This is a genomic window from Candidatus Alistipes pullistercoris (assembly GCF_027665465.1).
In the GTDB taxonomy this organism is placed as follows: Bacteria; Bacteroidota; Bacteroidia; order Bacteroidales; family Rikenellaceae; genus Alistipes_A; species Alistipes_A hominis.
Window position 1 is genome coordinate 135,934 of the sequence record NZ_JAQDED010000006.1, and the last position, 18,540, is coordinate 154,473.

15 protein-coding genes and 1 tRNA gene are annotated in these 18,540 nt (G+C 54.5%); 5 read left to right on the plus strand and 11 right to left on the minus strand.

Features of this window, described 5'->3' with window-relative positions; genetic code table 11:
* Window positions 1-5 precede the first annotated feature (5 nt).
* The 6 genes from PGR91_RS09935 to pdxA all read right to left on the minus strand — a co-directional run bounded on the left by PGR91_RS09935 (window position 6) and on the right by pdxA (window position 7,554).
* A complete protein-coding gene (locus PGR91_RS09935) occupies window positions 6-1,763 on the minus strand; it encodes a beta-L-arabinofuranosidase domain-containing protein (protein WP_118656705.1) in 1,758 nt (585 codons plus the stop codon).
* 51 nt (window positions 1,764-1,814) lie between these two features.
* Entirely contained in the window at window positions 1,815-2,864 is a 1,050-nt protein-coding gene (locus PGR91_RS09940; RefSeq protein WP_055205684.1) for a hypothetical protein, read from the minus strand.
* 39 nt (window positions 2,865-2,903) lie between these two features.
* Window positions 2,904-3,686, minus strand: a complete 783-nt coding sequence (locus PGR91_RS09945; protein ID WP_147387401.1) for a hypothetical protein — start codon at window positions 3,684-3,686, stop codon at window positions 2,904-2,906.
* A 103-nt stretch (window positions 3,687-3,789) separates the two neighbouring features.
* Complete coding sequence (gene infC, locus PGR91_RS09950; RefSeq protein WP_055205682.1) at window positions 3,790-4,326, minus strand: translation initiation factor IF-3; 537 nt, start codon at window positions 4,324-4,326, stop codon at window positions 3,790-3,792.
* Window positions 4,327-4,462: 136 nt separating this feature from the next.
* The gene (gene thrS / locus PGR91_RS09955) at window positions 4,463-6,406 is read right to left on the minus strand and encodes a threonine--tRNA ligase (protein WP_101572393.1); all 1,944 of its coding nucleotides are present in this window, start codon (window positions 6,404-6,406) and stop codon (window positions 4,463-4,465) included.
* A gap of 53 nt (window positions 6,407-6,459) precedes the next feature.
* A complete protein-coding gene (gene pdxA, locus PGR91_RS09960) occupies window positions 6,460-7,554 on the minus strand; it encodes a 4-hydroxythreonine-4-phosphate dehydrogenase PdxA (RefSeq protein WP_118656702.1) in 1,095 nt (364 codons plus the stop codon).
* Window positions 7,555-7,740: 186 nt separating this feature from the next.
* Here pdxA and PGR91_RS09965 point away from each other — a divergent pair, with 186 nt between their 5' ends.
* The 3 genes from PGR91_RS09965 to PGR91_RS09975 all read left to right on the plus strand — a co-directional run bounded on the left by PGR91_RS09965 (window position 7,741) and on the right by PGR91_RS09975 (window position 12,215).
* On the plus strand, window positions 7,741-8,574 hold the full coding sequence (locus PGR91_RS09965) for a GIN domain-containing protein (protein WP_118656700.1): 834 nt from the start codon (window positions 7,741-7,743) through the stop codon (window positions 8,572-8,574).
* 171 nt (window positions 8,575-8,745) lie between these two features.
* Window positions 8,746-9,843: an NAD(P)H-dependent flavin oxidoreductase gene (locus PGR91_RS09970; RefSeq protein WP_055205679.1), complete on the plus strand. Its 1,098-nt coding sequence runs from the start codon at window positions 8,746-8,748 to the stop codon at window positions 9,841-9,843.
* A 110-nt stretch (window positions 9,844-9,953) separates the two neighbouring features.
* Window positions 9,954-12,215 (plus strand): heavy metal translocating P-type ATPase, encoded by a 2,262-nt coding sequence (locus tag PGR91_RS09975; protein ID WP_118656698.1) that lies wholly within the window; start codon window positions 9,954-9,956, stop codon window positions 12,213-12,215.
* 62 nt (window positions 12,216-12,277) lie between these two features.
* Here PGR91_RS09975 and PGR91_RS09980 read toward each other — a convergent pair whose 3' ends face one another.
* Window positions 12,278-13,408, minus strand: coding sequence for an alkaline phosphatase (locus PGR91_RS09980; RefSeq protein ID WP_101572092.1), 1,131 nt, complete (start codon window positions 13,406-13,408; stop codon window positions 12,278-12,280).
* 173 nt (window positions 13,409-13,581) lie between these two features.
* Between PGR91_RS09980 and PGR91_RS09985 the strand changes: the two genes are divergently transcribed.
* Window positions 13,582-13,655 (plus strand) — tRNA-Met (locus PGR91_RS09985).
* A gap of 144 nt (window positions 13,656-13,799) precedes the next feature.
* On the opposite strand, the gene PGR91_RS09990 is transcribed toward PGR91_RS09985, so the two are convergent.
* Complete coding sequence (locus tag PGR91_RS09990) at window positions 13,800-14,906, minus strand: BF3164 family lipoprotein (protein WP_147387431.1); 1,107 nt, start codon at window positions 14,904-14,906, stop codon at window positions 13,800-13,802.
* Window positions 14,907-15,358: 452 nt separating this feature from the next.
* Between PGR91_RS09990 and PGR91_RS09995 the strand changes: the two genes are divergently transcribed.
* Entirely contained in the window at window positions 15,359-16,369 is a 1,011-nt protein-coding gene (locus PGR91_RS09995; RefSeq protein WP_118657302.1) for a hypothetical protein, read from the plus strand.
* A gap of 224 nt (window positions 16,370-16,593) precedes the next feature.
* Here the strand turns inward: PGR91_RS09995 and PGR91_RS10000 are convergent, their stop codons facing one another.
* Genes PGR91_RS10000 through PGR91_RS10010 form a run of 3 tightly spaced genes read right to left on the minus strand, consistent with a single transcriptional unit; the run spans window position 16,594 to window position 17,456 of the window.
* Window positions 16,594-16,896 carry a hypothetical protein gene (locus PGR91_RS10000; RefSeq protein WP_101572086.1) on the minus strand — a complete coding sequence of 101 codons (303 nt, stop codon included), beginning with the start codon at window positions 16,894-16,896 and terminating at the stop codon, window positions 16,594-16,596.
* Entirely contained in the window at window positions 16,889-17,260 is a 372-nt protein-coding gene (locus tag PGR91_RS10005) for a hypothetical protein (RefSeq protein ID WP_055205673.1), read from the minus strand. Before PGR91_RS10005 ends, PGR91_RS10000 begins: the two co-directional genes overlap by 8 nt.
* Window positions 17,261-17,273: 13 nt before the next feature.
* Complete coding sequence (locus tag PGR91_RS10010) at window positions 17,274-17,456, minus strand: YtxH domain-containing protein (protein ID WP_055205672.1); 183 nt, start codon at window positions 17,454-17,456, stop codon at window positions 17,274-17,276.
* Between the last annotated feature and the right edge of the window lie 1,084 nt (window positions 17,457-18,540).

Genomic DNA, 18,540 nt, shown 5'->3' on the forward strand with positions numbered 1-18,540 from the left:
ATATTCTATTCGAGACAAACTGTCGCGGTATCCATTTTCACGGTCACCATCCGGTGGTAATTCGCTCCGGACGAAACGGCCGGGTCAAGCAGATGGTACAGCGGCGTAAGCCGGAACTCCGTACCTTCAATCCGGAAAGCATCCGGCCCGTCGGCGACGATCGGGAATTCTTTCCCGGCCAGTTCCAGCGGAGCGTCCGCTTCATAACCGAGCACCAACGGCCCATACATCGCCTTATAAAGCGTTTTATCGGCAATATCCCGGTTCTCGAGCGGCACCCAGCGGGGTTCGAAGCCGTAATTCAGCGCCACCGTATCGCCGGCGTCGAAATGCCCGCTCACCCGCAGGAATCCCTGCACGAAATGTGCCGAAACATCCGAATGCGACGGCAGTTGCACCGAATCGGGACGAAGGTAAGACGGCACCGCCAGCGCAAGGGTCACGGCGCGCTTCGGCGCTTCGGTCACGATGAACTCGACCCGGTTCCCGAACGGGTAACCTGTATGTTGCGAGAGCGCAATGTTTCGGTCGGGCAGCGCGAGCGTACTCTCGTGATAGAACGGAACGTACACCGTATCCGCCTCTACGAAATAGGCGTATTCCGCAGCGCGGCCCAATCCCTCTCCGCCGCGCATCGTGCAGCACCAGGTCGCCTCGTCGGCATGGATCGCCAAGTCGGGCGACACGACGCCCACCGGCCGGTCGCACCCGAATCCGCCGTTGGCACGCTGCGTAGCGGCTATCCCGTTCAGGTAGATCTTATCGGCGTCCTCGAGGTATTGCGGATTCCGCGTAACAGCCCACAACTGCGTGGCGACCAGATAAGAATCAATGATCGCGCAAGGCTCCGTCCAGGTATCGTAACGCTCGAACCAGTTGTAATTCTCGTAATTTTCGGTCATGCCGAACTCTTTATACAATTTCCAGCGTGTCTCGACCTTAGGAATCAGCGTCGTATCCCCGGTCAGGGCCGCATAGCGCAACATCCCGCGCATGGCGGTCAACGACGCATGAGTCTGCGCCTTGATTCCCACCAGATCCATTCTCTCAAAAAGAGCGATCAGCTTTTCTATCAATGCCTTGGACTGCTCCGACGGAACATACTGGTACGAATGGATCAATCCTTCCATCCCGATGAATACGCAGCCGATATCCGACGACAGCCGCCAGCCGCCAACCGTATTCTGCACGCTGCCGGACATGTCTCCCGTACCGGCAATTCGCTCCTTGTCGCTGAGCGGATATTTGTCGACGAACGGCGCGATCGGAATGAACAAGCTGTCCACGATCGTCCGCGCGATTTCCAGTGCCTGCGGATCCTGTTTCCACGCATAATATTCGCACAGCCCGCGCAACAGCCAGCCATGCCCGGACAACTGCTGTTCGTCGACCTCCCCTTCGTGGATCGAACCGAGATAGCCTTTGGCGTTCAGGTGTTCGGGCAGCAGGCGGATCAGTTCGCCGAGGTATTTCGGCTCGCGATGCGAAGCGCGTCCGTCGAGCACCAGGGCGAGAATCGTCCGCCCCTCCTTGTCGCCGGGCCATCCGCCCGACTCCTGTTCGGTCCAATAGACCTGTTCCGGCTGATACAGTTCGGTTTCCATCCGGTCGAAATTGCGGCTCAGGCGATCGCCCAATTCACCGCCGACCGTAACGTTCTCGAATCCGGCCGGAGCCAGCGTCCGATCCCCGTCCTGCAAGCAACCCGCCATAAAACCGGCTGAGCAGAACACTGCCAGATAACTCCAAAATTTTCCTTTCATCGGTTCTTCGATTTTGATTCAGTAGTTCTAATTCCCGCTGCCAAACATCCGTCACTCGGACTTGAACCTGCGGATCTCTTCCTTCAATATTTTCAAATATTTGTCGCCGTGCTCCACGGAGGGCTCGATATCCTTGCTGACCTCGACGCTCGGCTGTTCGCCGGTCGTCCATTCGTTCCACGACACGACCATCGCAAAACGGGTTCCGATCTCCCGGGCGCGGGCGAACTGCTCTCGGAGCGTTTGCCCGTCGCGGCGTCCTTTTTCCGGAATGTAACCGGCATCGCCCGGATCGCCCTGCTTGCGGGTCGCAGCGCAGACGACCATCGTCTCGGGTTTCCCGTCGTAGATCGGATAGGTCTGCTCGCCGCGGTCTTCCCATGCCCAGTAACCGTATTTGCTGACCCGGTCTTCGGTGCGCAGCGACGGCTGTTCCGAGACGTACCCGGTCATCCAGCGTACCGTGAAACGGTCGTCGTTCCACTCCGGGGTTCCGTTCTGCCACGGCGACGGCGTATCGACATACACCACCAACAGCGGCTTACCCAGGTATAGCTGCATCATGTCCTTGTATTTCGGATTGTTGGCGTACATGTCGTACACCTGGTCGGCCTTCTTCTGCAACCGGCCGTCGTCAGCGGCTTCCGGAGCCCCGGTCACCCCGATGAAAATACTGATCTTCGGATGTTTCATCCCTACTTTGCCCATCTTGTAGTACTCGTCGAACAGGATGGCCGTAGCGTCCTCGATCAAATCCTGCTTCCCGCCTACCCAAAATTCGTCGGGATCGTAAGTCACGTTGTTCGACCAGTCGAGCCAGATAAAGTCGACGCCCGCATCGGTCAGCCACTCGGCATGTTTACGCATGACGCGGCGGTCACGCGAATCGTACCGGCCCAGCGCCGGCATCCCCCACGTATTTCCCCAAATATCGTTATCCATCCAAGAAGTGTAGGCGATGCCCACCTCGCGCTCGGACGGCGGAACAGGAGTAACTTTCCGGTTGTCTTTTCCGCCGGAAACGTCCGCGCAGCAAAGCGTTCCGGCCGTCAGGATCAGGATTGCCGCAAGCGCTCCGAATCGAATCGTTCTTTTTTTCATCGTTTTGAATCAGTTAGTTAGGTTGGAAATGGTTTTTCGTTATTCCGGCTGCTCCGGTATGCGGGAAGGCAGCTTCATCCGCATACCGTTCTCGCGAGTCAGCCGCAGGTCGAAATCGCTCTGCGGCCGGCGCCAATAGCTCATCATATTGTCCGGAGCCGACGGATCGGACAAGTGGCCGCCCCCTTTCCAGGTCTGGAATTCGTCCCAGTCCTTACCGTTCCACATTTTCAGGACATAGATCATCGAAACGGCACATCCCTTCCAGGGAATCAGGTCTTCGATCAGCACCGTTTTGGCGCGTTTGCAGACTTTCACTTTGCGGGTAAACGACGAAGTCGTCAACAGTTCGATCTCTTCGGGCGTACAATATTTCCGCAGGTTCTCGTTCGAGAACAGGCATTTCTGCTCCGCGACAAAGCCGGAGGGCCGGTTCTGTACCGTATCAAGCAACGGATAAACCGAACAATTCCGGTGATGCTCCCAACTGAGCGGATGTTTTTTCGTCTCATTCAGGTAAGACGGACGCGAATAGCGAAGAACGCAGAACATCATCCCGCCGCCGAACAGAACCGTATCGGTTTTCGGGTCGATCTCGCAGGCAGCCAGCATACGGGCCGCCGCCCGATCCAGCGGGCAACTCCCGTGCTGCGTATAAAACTTACTGAAATAGAACGACAATCCCAACCGGTCGTTCCGGAAAGTGCCGGCGGTATCGACGACCCGGCTCGCGGAATCGACCCGATAACGCTGCACGCCGCAGGAAACGAAACTCCCGGCGCACAGAAACGCGCAGAAAACGAGCAACCATCTTTTCATCATTCGGTCAGTTTTAGGTCAGTTCTCTTAAAAACACAAATTCCCGGAAAGAAACCTGATTCTCTCCGGGCTTGTTTGCAGGCCCGATCGGGGCCGGGAAGAAACGCTACTTCTTCGGCTTCGGAGCCAGAATCAGGATCATCCGCTTCCCTTCGAGGCGCGGCATCTGCTCCACTTTGGCCAGCTCTTCCAGATCGGTCGCGAAACGCAGCAACAGGATTTCGCCCTGATCCTTGAACACGATCTGGCGTCCTCTGAAAAAGACGTAGGCTTTCACCTTGGCCCCCTCTTTCAGGAAGTTCTCGGCGTGTTTCAGTTTAAAATCGTAATCGTGGTCGTCGGTATTGGGCCCGAAACGGATCTCCTTGACCACCACCTTGACGATCTTCGATTTGATCTCTTTCGCCTTTTTCTTCTGCTGATAAAGGAATTTCGAATAATCGACGATCCGGCATACGGGCGGATCGGCCTTCGGAGAGATCTCCACCAGATCCAGGCCCATCTCGTCGGCTTTGTTCAGCGCATCGCGCAGCGACATCACCTCCGGCTGCTCGATATTGTCGCCGACCACCCTGACCTGCGGCGCCGTAATAAAATTATTGATCTTATGCGCGGCCTCTTTTTCCGGCATTCTTCCCCTCATGTAGGGTCTCGATTGTGGTTTCGTAATTATAGTTTTGTCCTCCTTACGTTAGTGAAACAAAATTTTATCTGTAAAAACGGGAGCCGTTTGCGGCTCCGGTTCCGGCGCGGCATCCGCCTCCCGTTTTCATCCTTTTCTATTTATTCAACTTCTGAATCTCGTCGGCGACCATCTTGCGGATCAGTCCGACGAAATCGTCCTTCGTCATCACGCCCTTGTCGCCTTCGCCCTGGGCGCGGACAGCCACCGTGCCTTCCTGTTCCTCCTTTTCCCCGACGATCAGCAGGAACGGAATCCGTTTCAGTTCGTTGTCCCGGATCTTCCGTCCGATCTTCTCGTTACGGTCGTCCACCTGAGCACGAATATCGGAATTATTTAGAAAATCTGAAACTTTTTTCGCATAATCGTTGAATTTTTCGCTGATCGGCAGCACGACCACCTGGTCGGGAGACAGCCACAACGGGAATTTTCCGCCGGTATGCTCAAGCAGGACGGCCACGAAACGCTCCATCGAGCCGAACGGCGCGCGGTGGATCATGATCGGGCGATGCTCCTTGTCGTCCGACCCTTTATAAGTCAGGTCGAAACGTTCGGGCAGGTTGTAATCCACCTGGATCGTTCCGAGCTGCCACTGACGACCGATCGCATCGCGCACCATGAAGTCCAGCTTCGGCCCGTAGAAGGCGGCCTCGCCGAGTTCGACGGTCGTATTCAGTCCCTTTTCGGCGGCCGCCTCGATGATCGCCTGTTCGGCCTTGTGCCAGTTTTCGTCCGAGCCGATGTACTTCTCCTTGTTGTTCGGATCGCGCAGCGACACCTGTGCGGTAAACTTATCGAAACTCAACGTCTTGAAAATATACAGCACGATGTCGATCACCTTCATGAACTCGTCCTTCAACTGGTCGGGACGGCAAAAGATGTGGGCGTCGTCCTGCGTAAACCCGCGTACCCGGGTCAGCCCGTGCAACTCGCCGCTCTGTTCGTAGCGGTACACGGTGCCGAATTCGGCGAAACGCAACGGCAGATCTTTGTAAGAACGCGGTTTGAATTTGTAGATTTCGCAATGGTGCGGGCAGTTCATCGGCTTGAGCAGAAACTCCTCGCTGTCATCCGGCGTATGGATCGGCTGGAACGAGTCTTTCCCGTACTTGGCGTAATGCCCCGAAGTAACGTACAGGTCTTTCATCCCGATGTGCGGCGTGATTACCTGCAGGTACCCGTACTGCTTCTGCACGTTCCTCAAAAAGTGTTCCAAACGATCCCTGAGCGCAGCGCCTTTCGGCAGCCACAACGGCAAGCCCGCTCCCACGCGCGGCGAGAAACAAAACAGTTCGAGCTCCTTGCCGAGCTTGCGGTGGTCGCGCTTCTTGGCCTCCTCGAGCATCGCCAGGTATTCGTCGAGCATCGATTTTTTCGGAAAGGTGATTCCGTAGATACGGGTCAGCATCTTGTTGTTCTCGTTGCCGCGCCAGTAGGCCCCGGCCACCGAAGTCAGCTTGATCGCCTTCACGTAGCCCATGTGCGGCAGGTGCGGCCCGCGGCACAAATCGGTAAAATTACCGTTCGTATAGAAACTGATCGTCCCGTCTTCGAGCCCCTCGATCAATTCCACTTTATACTGGTCGCCTTTTTCGGTATAGGTCTTCATCGCCTCGGACTTGCTGACCTCGCGGCGACAGATCGCCTCCTTCGTGCGCGCCAGTTCTTCCATCTTTTTCTCGATCTTCGGCAGATCGCCTTCGGTGATCGGCGTCGGACTGTCCACATCGTAGTAAAAGCCGTTCTCGATGCTCGGCCCAATCCCGAACTTGATCCCCGGATAGAGCGCTTCGAGCGCCTCGGCCAACAGATGCGACGAAGAGTGCCAGAACGCTTTCTTGCCTTCGGGATCTTCCCATTTGTGCAATTTGACCGACGAATCTTCGTTGATCGGGCGGTTCAGATCGACGATCTCGCCGTTGACCGAAGCCGACAACACCTCCTGCGCCAGGCGCGGGCTGATGCTCTCCGCAATTTGCATTGCGGTCGTTCCCTGGGCGTACTCACGAATGCCGCCGTCGGGAAAAGTTACTTTTATCATCATGAATCTATTCGTTTATCCGGCGCAATACGAGCTGCGCCGGCTGGTATTCGTTATGCTTTTTCCGGTTCATCGGGCAGCTCGGATGCCGACACGTCGGCGCCGCTGTCCCGTTTGTATTTCTGCAACGGGTTCGCCGTAATCGCCGCGTATACGCGGCGGCTGCGCACTACGTCGAGCGCGAGGTAGATCGCATCGCGCATTGCGCTCTCGTCGGCCCGGTTCTCCCCGGCGATGTCGAAGCCCACGCCGTGCGCCGGACTGGTACGGACGACCGGCAACCCCGCCGTAAAGTTCACCCCGCCGCAACTGAGCGCCTTGAATGGAGCGAGTCCCTGATCGTGGTACATCGCCAGCACGGCGTCGTATTTCATATAACCGGCCGAAGCGAAAAAGCCGTCGGCGGCAAACGGTCCGAAAGCCAGTATTTTCTGCTGGGAAGCAGCCTGAATGGCCGGAACGATGATCTCCTTCTCCTCGCTGCCGATCAATCCTCCGTCGCCGGCATGCGGATTGAGACTCAGTACGGCGATGCGCGGTTCGCGCACCGAGAAATCCTGGATCAGCGACTGCCGGAGCTCGCGCAACTTGGTCACGATCCGCTGTTTGGTAACCGATGCGCTGACCTCCGAAACCGGGATATGAATGGTTACCAGCCCCACCTTCAGCAGATCGCTGCACATCAGCATCAGCGGATCGCCGCCGAATTCGTGCGCGAAAAATTCGGTATGCCCGGTAAAGCCGAACTGTTCGCCCTGCACGTTCTCCTTGCAGATCGGAGCCGTAACCACCGCGTCGATCAGGCCGGCTTTTAGGTCGGCGGCCGCAGCCCGGAGCGCAGCGACGGAAGCCTCGCCGGCCGCCGCGCTCAGCACGCCCGGTTCGACGCGCAAGTCGCCGGACACGCAATCGACCAGGCTGATCCGTTTCGGAGCGGCCTCGCGGGCCGACACAACCGTACTGAATCCGAAGTTTTCCGCCGCGTCGATCTGTTTTTTATAAAAAGAAGCCGCCTTGGCCGAACCGTAAACGATCGGCGTGCACAATTCGCACATTCGCGGATCGCAAAGCGTCTTGATAATCACCTCGTATCCGATGCCGTTCACATCGCCCTGCGTAATACCGATCCGTATTTTGGAATCACTCATACGTCATTTATTTGAAATTCCGGCGTCTCCGGCTAAAACCCGCAGACAACCGCCGTTCGAAAATAGAATATGCAAAGATATAAAACTATCTCGAATAAATATCGCACTGCAACTGTAACTTTTACACCTCTTTCCCGTTGTATAAATAATTTCACAGGATTCCGTTCCGGATAATCACGACCCGTTATGAGAAAAATACTCTTTTTGTTCGCATTGCTCGTCCCGGGAATCGCTCTGGCAGCCCAGACCCAGATGGTACGGCTGACCCGTTTCGAAGGGAAACCGATCGTCGGCGTAGCGGCCTCCGGCTCTTTCAACGTGGAGTTGATCCGCTCCGACCGGACGTATGCCGTCGTAGAGGTCAACGCCGAATACGAGGATATCTTGCTGTTCGAGTTGGACGGTCGGGGCGTAGTCACGGTCGGATTCAGGACGAACGCTCCGCTCCGTTTCGAAAACAACCTGGTTTGCCGCGCCAGAATCTATCTGCCGCACCCCGAATTCATTCACGGGTCGGGAGCGGCCAGCATCGCTTGCAGCGGCGGTTTCGAAAGCAACGCCCTGCAGATCGAACTGAACGGAGCGGCCAAACTCAACGGGCCGGAGATCGCGGTCACCGGAGAGGTAAACCTGCAATGCAGCGGAGCCAGCCGGATGACCGACGCCGCGATCAACTGCCGGGAATTGAACGGCATCCTGAACGGGGCCTCGAAAGCCGATATCCGGGAGTTCAGCGGCAACCTGTTCTGCGATATCTCCGGGGCCTCGCGCATCCGCATGGCCGGCAACGCCGGGATCGCCGACATCAAGGCCAGCGGAGCTTCGAATTTCGACGGGCAGCAACTCAGTTCGCGGGATTGCCGGATCGAAGCGTCCTCGGCGTCGAAAGTAAACACCGGAACCGTACTGGGAGACCTGACGGCCAACGGAAACAGCGCCTCCAGCATCACTTACAAAGGAGACCCGACGATCCGGAGCATCACCATCTCTTCCGCATCGTCGATAAAAAAAGCACTCTGACAAGTCAACTGCATAATTAGATTAGGATTAGTTTTGTTTTGTTGGACGGGCCGCCCCTTGAGTTGGGCGGCTTCGTCTTTTTTGCATTTAGACATCGTATATTTACAATTTATTTTGACGGAACACGTCATAAATAAATTATATTTGCGACGTAATTCTAAACCTGAATGAATGAAATCCTTTAAAATCGGAGATCTTACCATCAAACTGCCTATCATCCAAGGCGGTATGGGAGTAGGCATTTCCCTTTCGGGACTGGCCTCGGCCGTAGCCAACGAAGGAGGCGTCGGAGTGATCTCGTGCGCCGGAATGGGGCTGCTGTACCCGAAATTCTCGAAAGACTATCTGACGAACAGCATAATGGGTCTCAAAGAAGAGATCCGCAAGGCGCGCGCAAAAACGCGCGGCGTGATCGGGGTCAACGTCATGGTCGCGCTGAGCAACTTCTCGGACATGGTCAAAACATCGATCGCGGAGAAGGCCGATATCATCTTCTCCGGCGCGGGACTGCCGCTCGACCTGCCGTCCTACTTACAGCGGGAGAGCACCACGAAACTGGTGCCCATCGTCTCTTCGGCCCGCGCGGCGAAGATCATCTGCGAAAAATGGAAAGCGAACTACGACTACCTGCCCGACGCCATCGTCGTCGAAGGTCCGAAAGCGGGCGGTCACCTCGGCTATAAAAACAACCAGATCGACGACGCCAACTACTCGCTGGAACACATCGTTCCGGAAGTGGTCGCCGAAGCGCGGCATTTCGAAAAGCTCTACGGCCGCCGCATCCCGGTGATCGCCGCCGGAGGACTCTATACCGGCGAAGACATCTACCGGATCATGGAACTCGGCGCCGACGGGGTGCAGCTCGGCAGCAAGTTCGTGACGACCGAAGAATGCGACGCGTCGCAGGCGTTCAAGGACACTTATATCAATTCCCGCGAGGAAGACATCGAAATCATCGCCAGCCCGGTAGGAATGCCGGGGCGCGCGATCGCCGGGGAATTCATCCGCCGGGTGCGCGAAGGGCTGACCCGTCCGAAAAAGTGCCCGTTCCACTGCATCAAGACCTGCGACTACACCAAGAGTCCCTACTGCATTATCATGGCGCTGTACAATGCGGCCAAAGGCAACCTGTCCCGCGGATACGCTTTCGCAGGAGCCAATGCGTTCCTGTCCAAAAAGATCACGAGCGTCCGCGAAACGATCGCTTCGCTACAGGCCGAGTTCCGCGCAGCGGAACTGCGCCGCAAACGCGGCCCGCTGTCGGTATAACGCCAGACAGGGACGGGCGGCCGCCTGTTTTCAAAACGGTATTCGGAGATATTTCCTATCTTTGGGTATCGTTTTTGTTTGATACCTGTCGATTAATCGAAATTTAAGTTATGAAGGAAACCGTTCGCAAAAATTACCCGGTACTGGAAATGAGCTGCGCGTCCTGCGCCATGAGCGTCGAACAAACCGTGCGGAAACTGCCCGGAGTCACCGACGCATCGGTGAATTTCGCATCCAACCGGCTGTCGGTCGGATTCGACGAATCGCAGATCACGCCGCAGCAAATCCGCGCCGCCGTCCAGGCCTCGGGATACGACCTGATCATCGACGAGCAGGACGGAGAGATCAAGCAGCAGCAGGCCGAACGCAACCGCTACCTGCGCCTGCGGTACGACACGATCGGAGCGTGGCTGTTCTCGCTGCCGATCGTCGTGATCGCCATGCTGTTCATGCACATGCCTTACGGCAACTGGATCATGCTCATACTGTCGCTGCCGGTATTGTTTTTTTTCGGGCGCGGCTTTTTCGTCAACGGATGGAAACAACTGCGCCACCGGCAGGCCAACATGGATACGCTGGTGGCCCTCAGCACGTCGATCGCTTTCCTGTTCAGCCTGTTCAACACCGTTTACCCGCAGTTCTGGCTCCGGCGCGGACTCGAACCGCACGTCTATTACGAAGCCGCCTGCGTAATCATCGCATTCGTGCTGGTCGGCAAACTGCTCGAGGAACGCGCCAAAAGCAACACATCGTCCGCCATTAAAAGACTGATCGGCCTGCAGCCGACCACCGCCCGGCTCGTGAGGGGCGATCACGAAGAGGACGTTCCGATCTCCGCATTGCAGGTGGGCGACCGGGTTTCGGTACGCCCGGGCGAAAAAATCCCGGTGGACGGCGTCGTTCGCGACGGATCGTCGTACGTAGACGAAAGCATGATCACCGGCGAACCGCTGCCCGTCGGCAAAGAGGCCGGGGACAAAGTGGTGGCCGGCACGATCAATTCGCGCGGGACGTTCGTTCTCGAAACCACCGGAGTCGGCAGCGACACGCTGCTGGCCCGGATCATCCGCATGGTACAGCAGGCCCAGGGCAGCAAAGCCCCCGTGCAGCGCATCGCCGACCGGATCGCGGCAATTTTCGTACCGACGGTCATCGGCATCGCGCTGCTGACCTTCGCGCTGTGGCTGGCCATCGGCGGCATGGACTATTTTTCGTATGCCCTGCTATCGGCCGTCTCGGTGCTGGTCATCGCCTGTCCCTGCGCGCTGGGACTGGCTACGCCGACCGCGCTGATGGTCGGCATCGGCAAAGGAGCCGAGAACCAGATCCTAATCAAGGACGCGACGGCCCTCGAACAACTGTGCCGGATCGATACCGTCGTCATGGACAAGACCGGTACGCTGACCGAAGGGCGCCCTTCGGTCGTCGACTGGATCGCCGCAGGCCCCGACCTGCCGGAGTACCGAAACATGATCTGCGCCGCCGAAATGAAATCCGAACATCCGCTGGCCAGCGCCATCGTAAACTACCTGTCGGCACACGAAGCGCAACCCTGCGAAGTGACCTCGTTCGTCAGTCTGACCGGGCGTGGAATCCGTTTTACGGCCGGCAACGCGGACTACTGGCTCGGCAGCCGCAACCTGATGGCCGAACAAGGCGCCGCGCCGGCCGAAGAAACGGACGTGCGGATCGAAACGGCCCAGCAGACTGGCGCAAGCATCGTCTATTTCGGCACGGCCGACCGACTGCTGGCCGTCATCGTTATCAACGATACGCTGAAAGCGACCACGCCGCCCGCCCTCGACCAACTGCGCAGGCTGCACATCGACATCGCCATGCTGACCGGAGACAGCCGTAAGACAGCGGCCGCGCTGGCCGAACGGCTCGGCATCCGCCATTACCGGGCCGAAGTGTTGCCCGACGACAAAGACAAATACATCCAGCAATTGCAGCGGGAAGGTAAGCGCGTAGCGATGGTCGGCGACGGCATCAACGACTCGCAAGCGCTGGCTCGCGCCGACGTCAGCATCGCAATGGGGCACGGCACCGACATCGCAATGGACGTCGCGATGGTCACGCTGATGAATTCCGACTTGCTGCTGCTGCCGAAAGCCTACGTTCTGTCGCGCAAAACCGTCCGGCTGATCCGGCAGAACCTGTTCTGGGCGTTTATTTACAACCTGATCGGCATCCCGATCGCGGCCGGCGTGCTCTACCCGCTGTACGGCATCCTGATGAATCCGATGCTGGCCGGAGCCGCCATGGCGTTCAGTTCCGTATCGGTAGTCGCCAACAGCCTGCGTCTGAAATGGATGTCCACAGGAACGCCGCCTCTTTCGTCCGGCCGCCCGAACAACGTTCGCGCCGATTAAAACACAGAACGCTCTCCCCGGTCGGGGAGAGCGTTCTGCATATCGGATAAAATCCGCAGGTACTATTTCAGCCGCATCAACGCTGCGATTTCTTTCGGCAGGTCGGTGTTGTCCATGATCCCGTTGATCCGGTCGGCGCACGCGCCGTACAGGTAAACGGGCACCAACGTACCGGTATGTCCGGTCGTGCCGAACTGGTATCCGATCCCGCTTTCGGAGAGCGTGAAATCAGTCTTGTTGCTCGTGATCGACAGTCCGGAAGTTTCGTGATCGGCCGTCACGACGACCAGCGTGCCGGGATGGGTGTCGGCAAAATCCATCGCAGCGCCGACAGCCCGTTCGAAATCGCGCGTCTCGGCCAGGATGCCTTCCGCATTGTTGGCGTGCCCTTCCGAATCGATCTGCGATCCTTCGATCATCACCATGAAACCCTTTTTGGAGCCGGCCGCATTGTTCGACAGGATTTCGAGCGCCTTTTTGGTCGCATTGCACAGGTAGTTTTCGTCGCGGCCCTTCATCACCGTCGGCATGTACTCGTCGGCGAACAGTCCGACCACCTTGCCGCGGTCCACCCCGTTCAGTTCGTTCATATCGTACACGACGCGGTAGTCCTTCGTTTTCAGCGCGTCGATCAGCGGCTTGCCGTCCTTCTGTCCTTCCTGCAGGAACTTCTTGCCGCCGCCCAACGCAACGTCCACGCCGCTTTCGACGAACTGCTCGGAAATTACGTCCAGATCGCCGCGGCTGGGCACGTGTGCGAAGAAAGCGCCCGGAGTCGCATGTTGTAGGTAGACGGTTACGACCAAACCGGTCTGGTATCCCTCCTCTTTGGCCCGCTCCATAATCGATTTGAAAATCTGCCCGTCGGGCCCCATTCCGAGCATACCGTTATCGGTTTTGTTCCCCGATGCCAGAGCGGTCCCGGCAGCGGCCGAATCGGTTACGCGGTTGTTCGCCGAATAGGTCTTAATCAGGGCGATGTTCCCGCTGCGGTCGAACGCCGTGGGCCGGTAGCCGTTCTCAAGCATCATCATCGACACTTGCGACAATCCCATCCCGTCGCCAATCATGTAAATCACATTCTTTACCGCGCATTTTCCGCTTTTTTTCGGGCCCGGTCCGGATTTGGCCGACAAATCCGCCGTCAATGCGGCCATCCATACGACAAGCAGTCCCAAGACAATTTTTTTCATCTTCTTCTATTTTTAAGTTGACAAAATCTGTTTTTCGCTTAACAAAGATACGATTTTTACCCGAAGGTAGCGGTTAAGTTCCCGTTAAAATGATTTTCGAGCAAAAAATGCGGACGGATAATTTGTGCGAAACGAAATATTTGCTACTTTTGCACTCGCAAACGCCGAATGACGGCGGGATAGCTCAGCTGGTTAGAGCGCATGATTCATAATCATGAGGTCCGGGGTTCAAGTCCCCGTCCCGCTACTATAAAAGGTTATGACTTCCGTCATAACCTTTTTCGTTTATCAACTTAGTAAAATCGCGAGTTACACACATACCCATAAAGCGATGCGACATCCGCTTCGCTTTATCGACGGATATCGATGCTATCAAATCAAACAGTCACACCTAATCGCTCCGCTTATTCAATTTCTCCAGAATTTCTTTAAAATCATATTTATACATCTCCTCCATATTATAATTCAGCGCATACAAATCCCCGTTGATCAAATCGACGGCATACGCAGAAACAAACCGATCCAATTTCACTTCGGCCAATGGATTCCCATCCCAGTCGAAAAACTGAATCACCGGCTTTTTCGACATCTCCTTTCCGATATTTTCTCTTTTCTCACCCAGGTACAAAGCGCCGAAAAAATCAGGGAACGCGACCAGATCCATATAAGTGCGCTTTCTGCTTTGGGGATCGAGATCTTGCACGTCGCCGATACGATCCAACTGTCTGCCGACACAAATCGTTTTCCCGAAAGAGCCGTCCGGAGAATATACGTTAATCTGATTTAATCTGTTAGGAGCTTCGACAATCCGGCTACCGTCGGCATTGCATTTCGTTGCCGTCGACAGAATATTAAAATCTTCTCCCGCACGCACGGAAGAAAAATTTAACTTTTCGAGATTCTCCGGAATCGTTTTTTCTCCTTTATGCAGAATGTATCTTATTTGTCGGGTATGCTCTTCATTAATCTCTTTACATAAAAAAGTCGTACTGTCCAATACGATAAACGCCGTCAGATTCCGAGGAAAAGAATCTTGCATCATTCTCATACGAAGCGCCTTGTTTTTTATCGTTTCAGATAAGTCCATTTTATAGGATTTCCCTGTCGGAAAACTGTATATAATAGCTTTGAGCCGGCCTTGCTCTTTCAGAAAATTTTGCTGCTTCACCCAAGGCGAAGACAACAGTTCGTTGGGTCCGTTTCCCTTCATCAAATATTTCCCCAAATGCTTATATTCGGGCAATGAGACAAGCGACCAGTACCCCTTATTATCGGATGTGGAAATAAGCAGCAATGAATCCCGAATAACAATACTCGATACCCCGATTACATCCGGATCGAAAAGCGTCCCCTGGCCGATCGTAAAAGTTTGCGGAAACGTATCGACATATGCGACCTCGTCCAGAATCATGTAATCCGCCGAAGGAACGACAGCCTGTCGGCAGGCTGAAACAAAAAAAGAAAACGCTACGACCGAAACAACACATCGTTTATTCATACCCAATCCTATTAAAACTCCGCTCTTATTTACAAATCAACAATTATTTGGAACACTTACCCCGACCGTACCATGTGCATTTGGAACGACATATTCCACAAAACTACGTGATCCGCAACGGAACACCGGCTCAACCTAATTTTTTCCTATATTAAATCCTCATCAGCGAAGATATTTTATCCAAATTTACTATTTAAAGTTCAATTCTCATCGCATTTTTATTCTTTTCATACTCCTAATTCAGCATGACTATCGACTAGATCGCCGATTCCGAAATCGAAACCGAATTCATTTTCCTTATATAAAATGGATTCGATTCCCGAATGAATCGTTATATTTGTATCAAACACGGAAGATGACACTCCGAAAAAAGTCTCAAAAAACTCGCTGAATCGAACGTACCGACAACCATTTACAAAACTCGTATCATTACCAACTAACCCCAAATTATTATGAAACGTTTCTTGACATGCTGCCTTCTGGCGGCAACCCTGGCCTGGTTCGGATGCGCCGAAAACCCGTCCAAAGGCAATGTCGGTTCTAATTCCGGCACCGACTCGACCTCCGTAACCGAAGGCCCCGTCCCGATGACCCATATCCTGATTTGCTGCCGCAGCGCGAACGAAGGAGTCATCAAGTTCAAGGTAGGCGACAAATGGATCACCGATCACGATTACAAAAACATCGACCAGGCCCGCGCGATCCTTTCCACGATCCAACAGGCCGGCATCAACAACGTGATCATCGACCTGACCAATCCCAGCCAATGGGCGACCGTTCCCGCGAGCTGGCCAGGATGCCAGCCCAACGAAAACGCCCTGTGGGACGTGGATACCAAGTACCAGCTCGAAACCATCGAGACGGTGTGCAACGAACTGGGGATGCAGTTCATCATGTTCATCGGCAACCCGGCAGCCCACACGTTGGCCTACTGGAACGGCATCGCCAAACGCATCTGGGAAAACTGGGCCCAGAAGGATGTTTACCGCAAATACGGCTACGGAGACGACCGGCCGATGCTGGTGGTTTTCTACATGGGCGAAAACTTCCGGGAAATGTACGACGCCGCGCCGGACAACGAGAAAGACTACCTGGCTAAATTCCGGATCGGCACCTGCCAGGTCAACTCCCCGATGGATTTCGTCGCTTCGGACGGATGGGGTTACCGCAACCGCTCTTCGAGTTCGGATAACACGGTGCGGTTCGTCTGCCCGAACGAAGGAGTGGCTCCCGCAGACTGGAAACGCAGCACGCTGGATCAATGGAAAGAGAAAGTAGCCTGGGCAGGCGAAGCGTCCGAATACTGCATCTTCGGCTCATACGACGACACGTGCGATGCGATCTTCTGGGGAATTGCCGACACCAAAGAGAGCAAAACGGCCCACAAACGCTATCCCAACGGAGAAAAACCGGACGATTATTACAATGTAGTAAAAGAATATCTTTCGAACCGGGACAAATAACAATAAGAAGTTACATCCGCTTTCGAACATCCATACCGGCAAGCGGCCCGTATCCCGATTTTTCACCGTCGGGAGATATACATAAAAAGGTTCGGAGAATTTCCGAACCTTTTTATATGCTAAAATAAATTCGGAAACGCTCTTTCGGAGCGTTTCCAAAAGCGTGGAGCAGCCGCAAACAATTGCAGCCGTTCTACGCTTATTTTCTTCCGGCAGATTTCCGGTCAGGAGTCGTTTTCAGTCTCCCCGGAATTTTTACCGGAGCGTTCGGCATTCATGGCTTTGTACTTGTCGATCATCGAATGGACGAAGTTATACCCGGACATACTCCATTGCACGATGTTATAGATCAGGTTGGCCTTCCCGGTGATCTGCTCCATCAGGTAGCCCACCGAGAACATCTTCGAGATCCCGCGGTAATCGTCCCGCAACCTCCGTTCGACCGCGTCCAATTCATTTTCCACGCGCAAGCGTTCGATCTTGACGTCCTGCAGCGAACGGATCCGCTGATAATGTACTTTACTCATCGTCCGAATGTTTTTTACGCATGTCATACACCATTTTGCCGAACATCCTGGCCATCTGATCGACGATCAGCCTGCGGCGTACCGCATATACGATCGCCGCCAGCACGACGAACAGCCCTCCCATCAACAGTATGGCGCCGAGCATCGACCCGATTAACATGCCGATCACCCACGTCAGGGCCACGGCAAAGAACATCGCGGCGATCCACAGCAAAACAATCAGGACGACCACGCCGAACAGCGCGTTGAAAAAGGTCGAAAGATTCTCGATCAGGCCGAGCCGCAGACGATCCGCATAGAGCGCCGCATAATCCTTCACATCCCGAGTCGCCTGTCCGATCCGGCCCCTGTCGTTGTTTTCCATACCTACGGCGGATTTACTGTTGTTTGTGGGCGTACAATTCCTCCTCTACGGCATCCTTTACCTTCTGCTCGCCGTGTTTGATCTTATCGACGATTTTGTGACGCGTGTTCTGCCCCGAATCGGGAGCCAGCAGCAGGGCTACGACCGCACCGATGGCAGCTCCGCCCAGAAACGAAAAAAAGCATTGACCTTTCATGACTTTAATTTTTTAAGGTTTGAAAAATAATTTCTGAAATACCGGATTACAGTGTTCCGTATTCGGTTTTAACAAAAAACAAACCACAATTCCCATTTCACGGAAAAATTGCGGACTTTCCGGCAATCCGGCCAAAAATAAAAACGGAGCTTTTTCAGAAATACCGCTCCCCTGCCATAAGGAAATTTACAAATCCGGGCCCCAGACACGCATCATCCGCACAACTCCTTCCCCCTAAAAAAACAGAGCCGATATTGCTATTTTAATGATATTATAATTTTCGTATAAATTACGAATCCCCCAAAGCAAACCTAAAGACAATCGACCATGCTAAAAAAACTGAACCTTGAAAAATTTGCCATGGTAGCTACATGGAAGAAGACGAGAAAAGCACGGTAATCGGCGGAGACTGGTATTACGTCGCATCTACCAACCGGCTCGAAAGCATAGGACCGGGGATAATGCACGAATCATCGAAGACAAAACGACATTAATGAATAACAGATATTCGTCTTTAAGCTTGCGACAAAATTCCACGAGTCTGAACACGGCAGAGTCGGGACAACAAAATGCGGTTCTTAGGGCGATGGGACGATGGTCGGTATCAATTCAAATGTACCCATAAGTGCTGCAAACTATGGAAGTACAGGCAGAGGAACAAGTTTTGCACAAACTTTACAAACATTAGATTCAATTACGAACCAACCGGTTACTGCCATTGCCATAAATTCCGGAACTAACTTTTTTAACGCAGCCAATTTCTACGATTAAATGTGCGTTCTTATTTAATGAGAACGTCCATTCCGACCAATATGCAAATAACCAATGATTTATAGTATTTGTTTGTTCGCCGAAATAAATTCAGCTATTGGAAACCTGCAAGCCCGGGATTCCGTACAACACTCCGATCCTCAAACCATTTTTCGTTCGAACGAGACGAAGCGCCCGTTATACGAGTAACCTTCAAAAACGGACAAATAGTATCGGTCACCGATGGCCCCTTGATTCAACCCTTTTGCCGCATAAAAAAAGAGTCCCCCGAATGCTCGGAGGACTCTAAGGAGGCGGCTACCTACTCTCCCAC

Bases quoted from the DNA above. Each gene is read 5' to 3' on its own strand.
- PGR91_RS09935 (WP_118656705.1), bottom strand. From the start codon at position 1,763: ATGAAAGGAAAATTTTGGAGTTATCTGGCAGTGTTCTGCTCAGCCGGT.
- PGR91_RS09940 (WP_055205684.1), bottom strand. From the start codon at position 2,864: ATGAAAAAAAGAACGATTCGATTCGGAGCGCTTGCGGCAATCCTGATC.
- PGR91_RS09945 (WP_147387401.1), bottom strand. From the start codon at position 3,686: ATGATGAAAAGATGGTTGCTCGTTTTCTGCGCGTTTCTGTGCGCCGGG.
- infC (WP_055205682.1), bottom strand. From the start codon at position 4,326: ATGAGGGGAAGAATGCCGGAAAAAGAGGCCGCGCATAAGATCAATAAT.
- thrS (WP_101572393.1), bottom strand. From the start codon at position 6,406: ATGATAAAAGTAACTTTTCCCGACGGCGGCATTCGTGAGTACGCCCAG.
- pdxA (WP_118656702.1), bottom strand. From the start codon at position 7,554: ATGAGTGATTCCAAAATACGGATCGGTATTACGCAGGGCGATGTGAAC.
- PGR91_RS09965 (WP_118656700.1), top strand. From the start codon at position 7,741: ATGAGAAAAATACTCTTTTTGTTCGCATTGCTCGTCCCGGGAATCGCT.
- PGR91_RS09970 (WP_055205679.1), top strand. From the start codon at position 8,746: ATGAAATCCTTTAAAATCGGAGATCTTACCATCAAACTGCCTATCATC.
- PGR91_RS09975 (WP_118656698.1), top strand. From the start codon at position 9,954: ATGAAGGAAACCGTTCGCAAAAATTACCCGGTACTGGAAATGAGCTGC.
- PGR91_RS09980 (WP_101572092.1), bottom strand. From the start codon at position 13,408: ATGAAAAAAATTGTCTTGGGACTGCTTGTCGTATGGATGGCCGCATTG.
- PGR91_RS09990 (WP_147387431.1), bottom strand. From the start codon at position 14,906: ATGAATAAACGATGTGTTGTTTCGGTCGTAGCGTTTTCTTTTTTTGTT.
- PGR91_RS09995 (WP_118657302.1), top strand. From the start codon at position 15,359: ATGAAACGTTTCTTGACATGCTGCCTTCTGGCGGCAACCCTGGCCTGG.
- PGR91_RS10000 (WP_101572086.1), bottom strand. From the start codon at position 16,896: ATGAGTAAAGTACATTATCAGCGGATCCGTTCGCTGCAGGACGTCAAG.
- PGR91_RS10005 (WP_055205673.1), bottom strand. From the start codon at position 17,260: ATGGAAAACAACGACAGGGGCCGGATCGGACAGGCGACTCGGGATGTG.
- PGR91_RS10010 (WP_055205672.1), bottom strand. From the start codon at position 17,456: ATGAAAGGTCAATGCTTTTTTTCGTTTCTGGGCGGAGCTGCCATCGGT.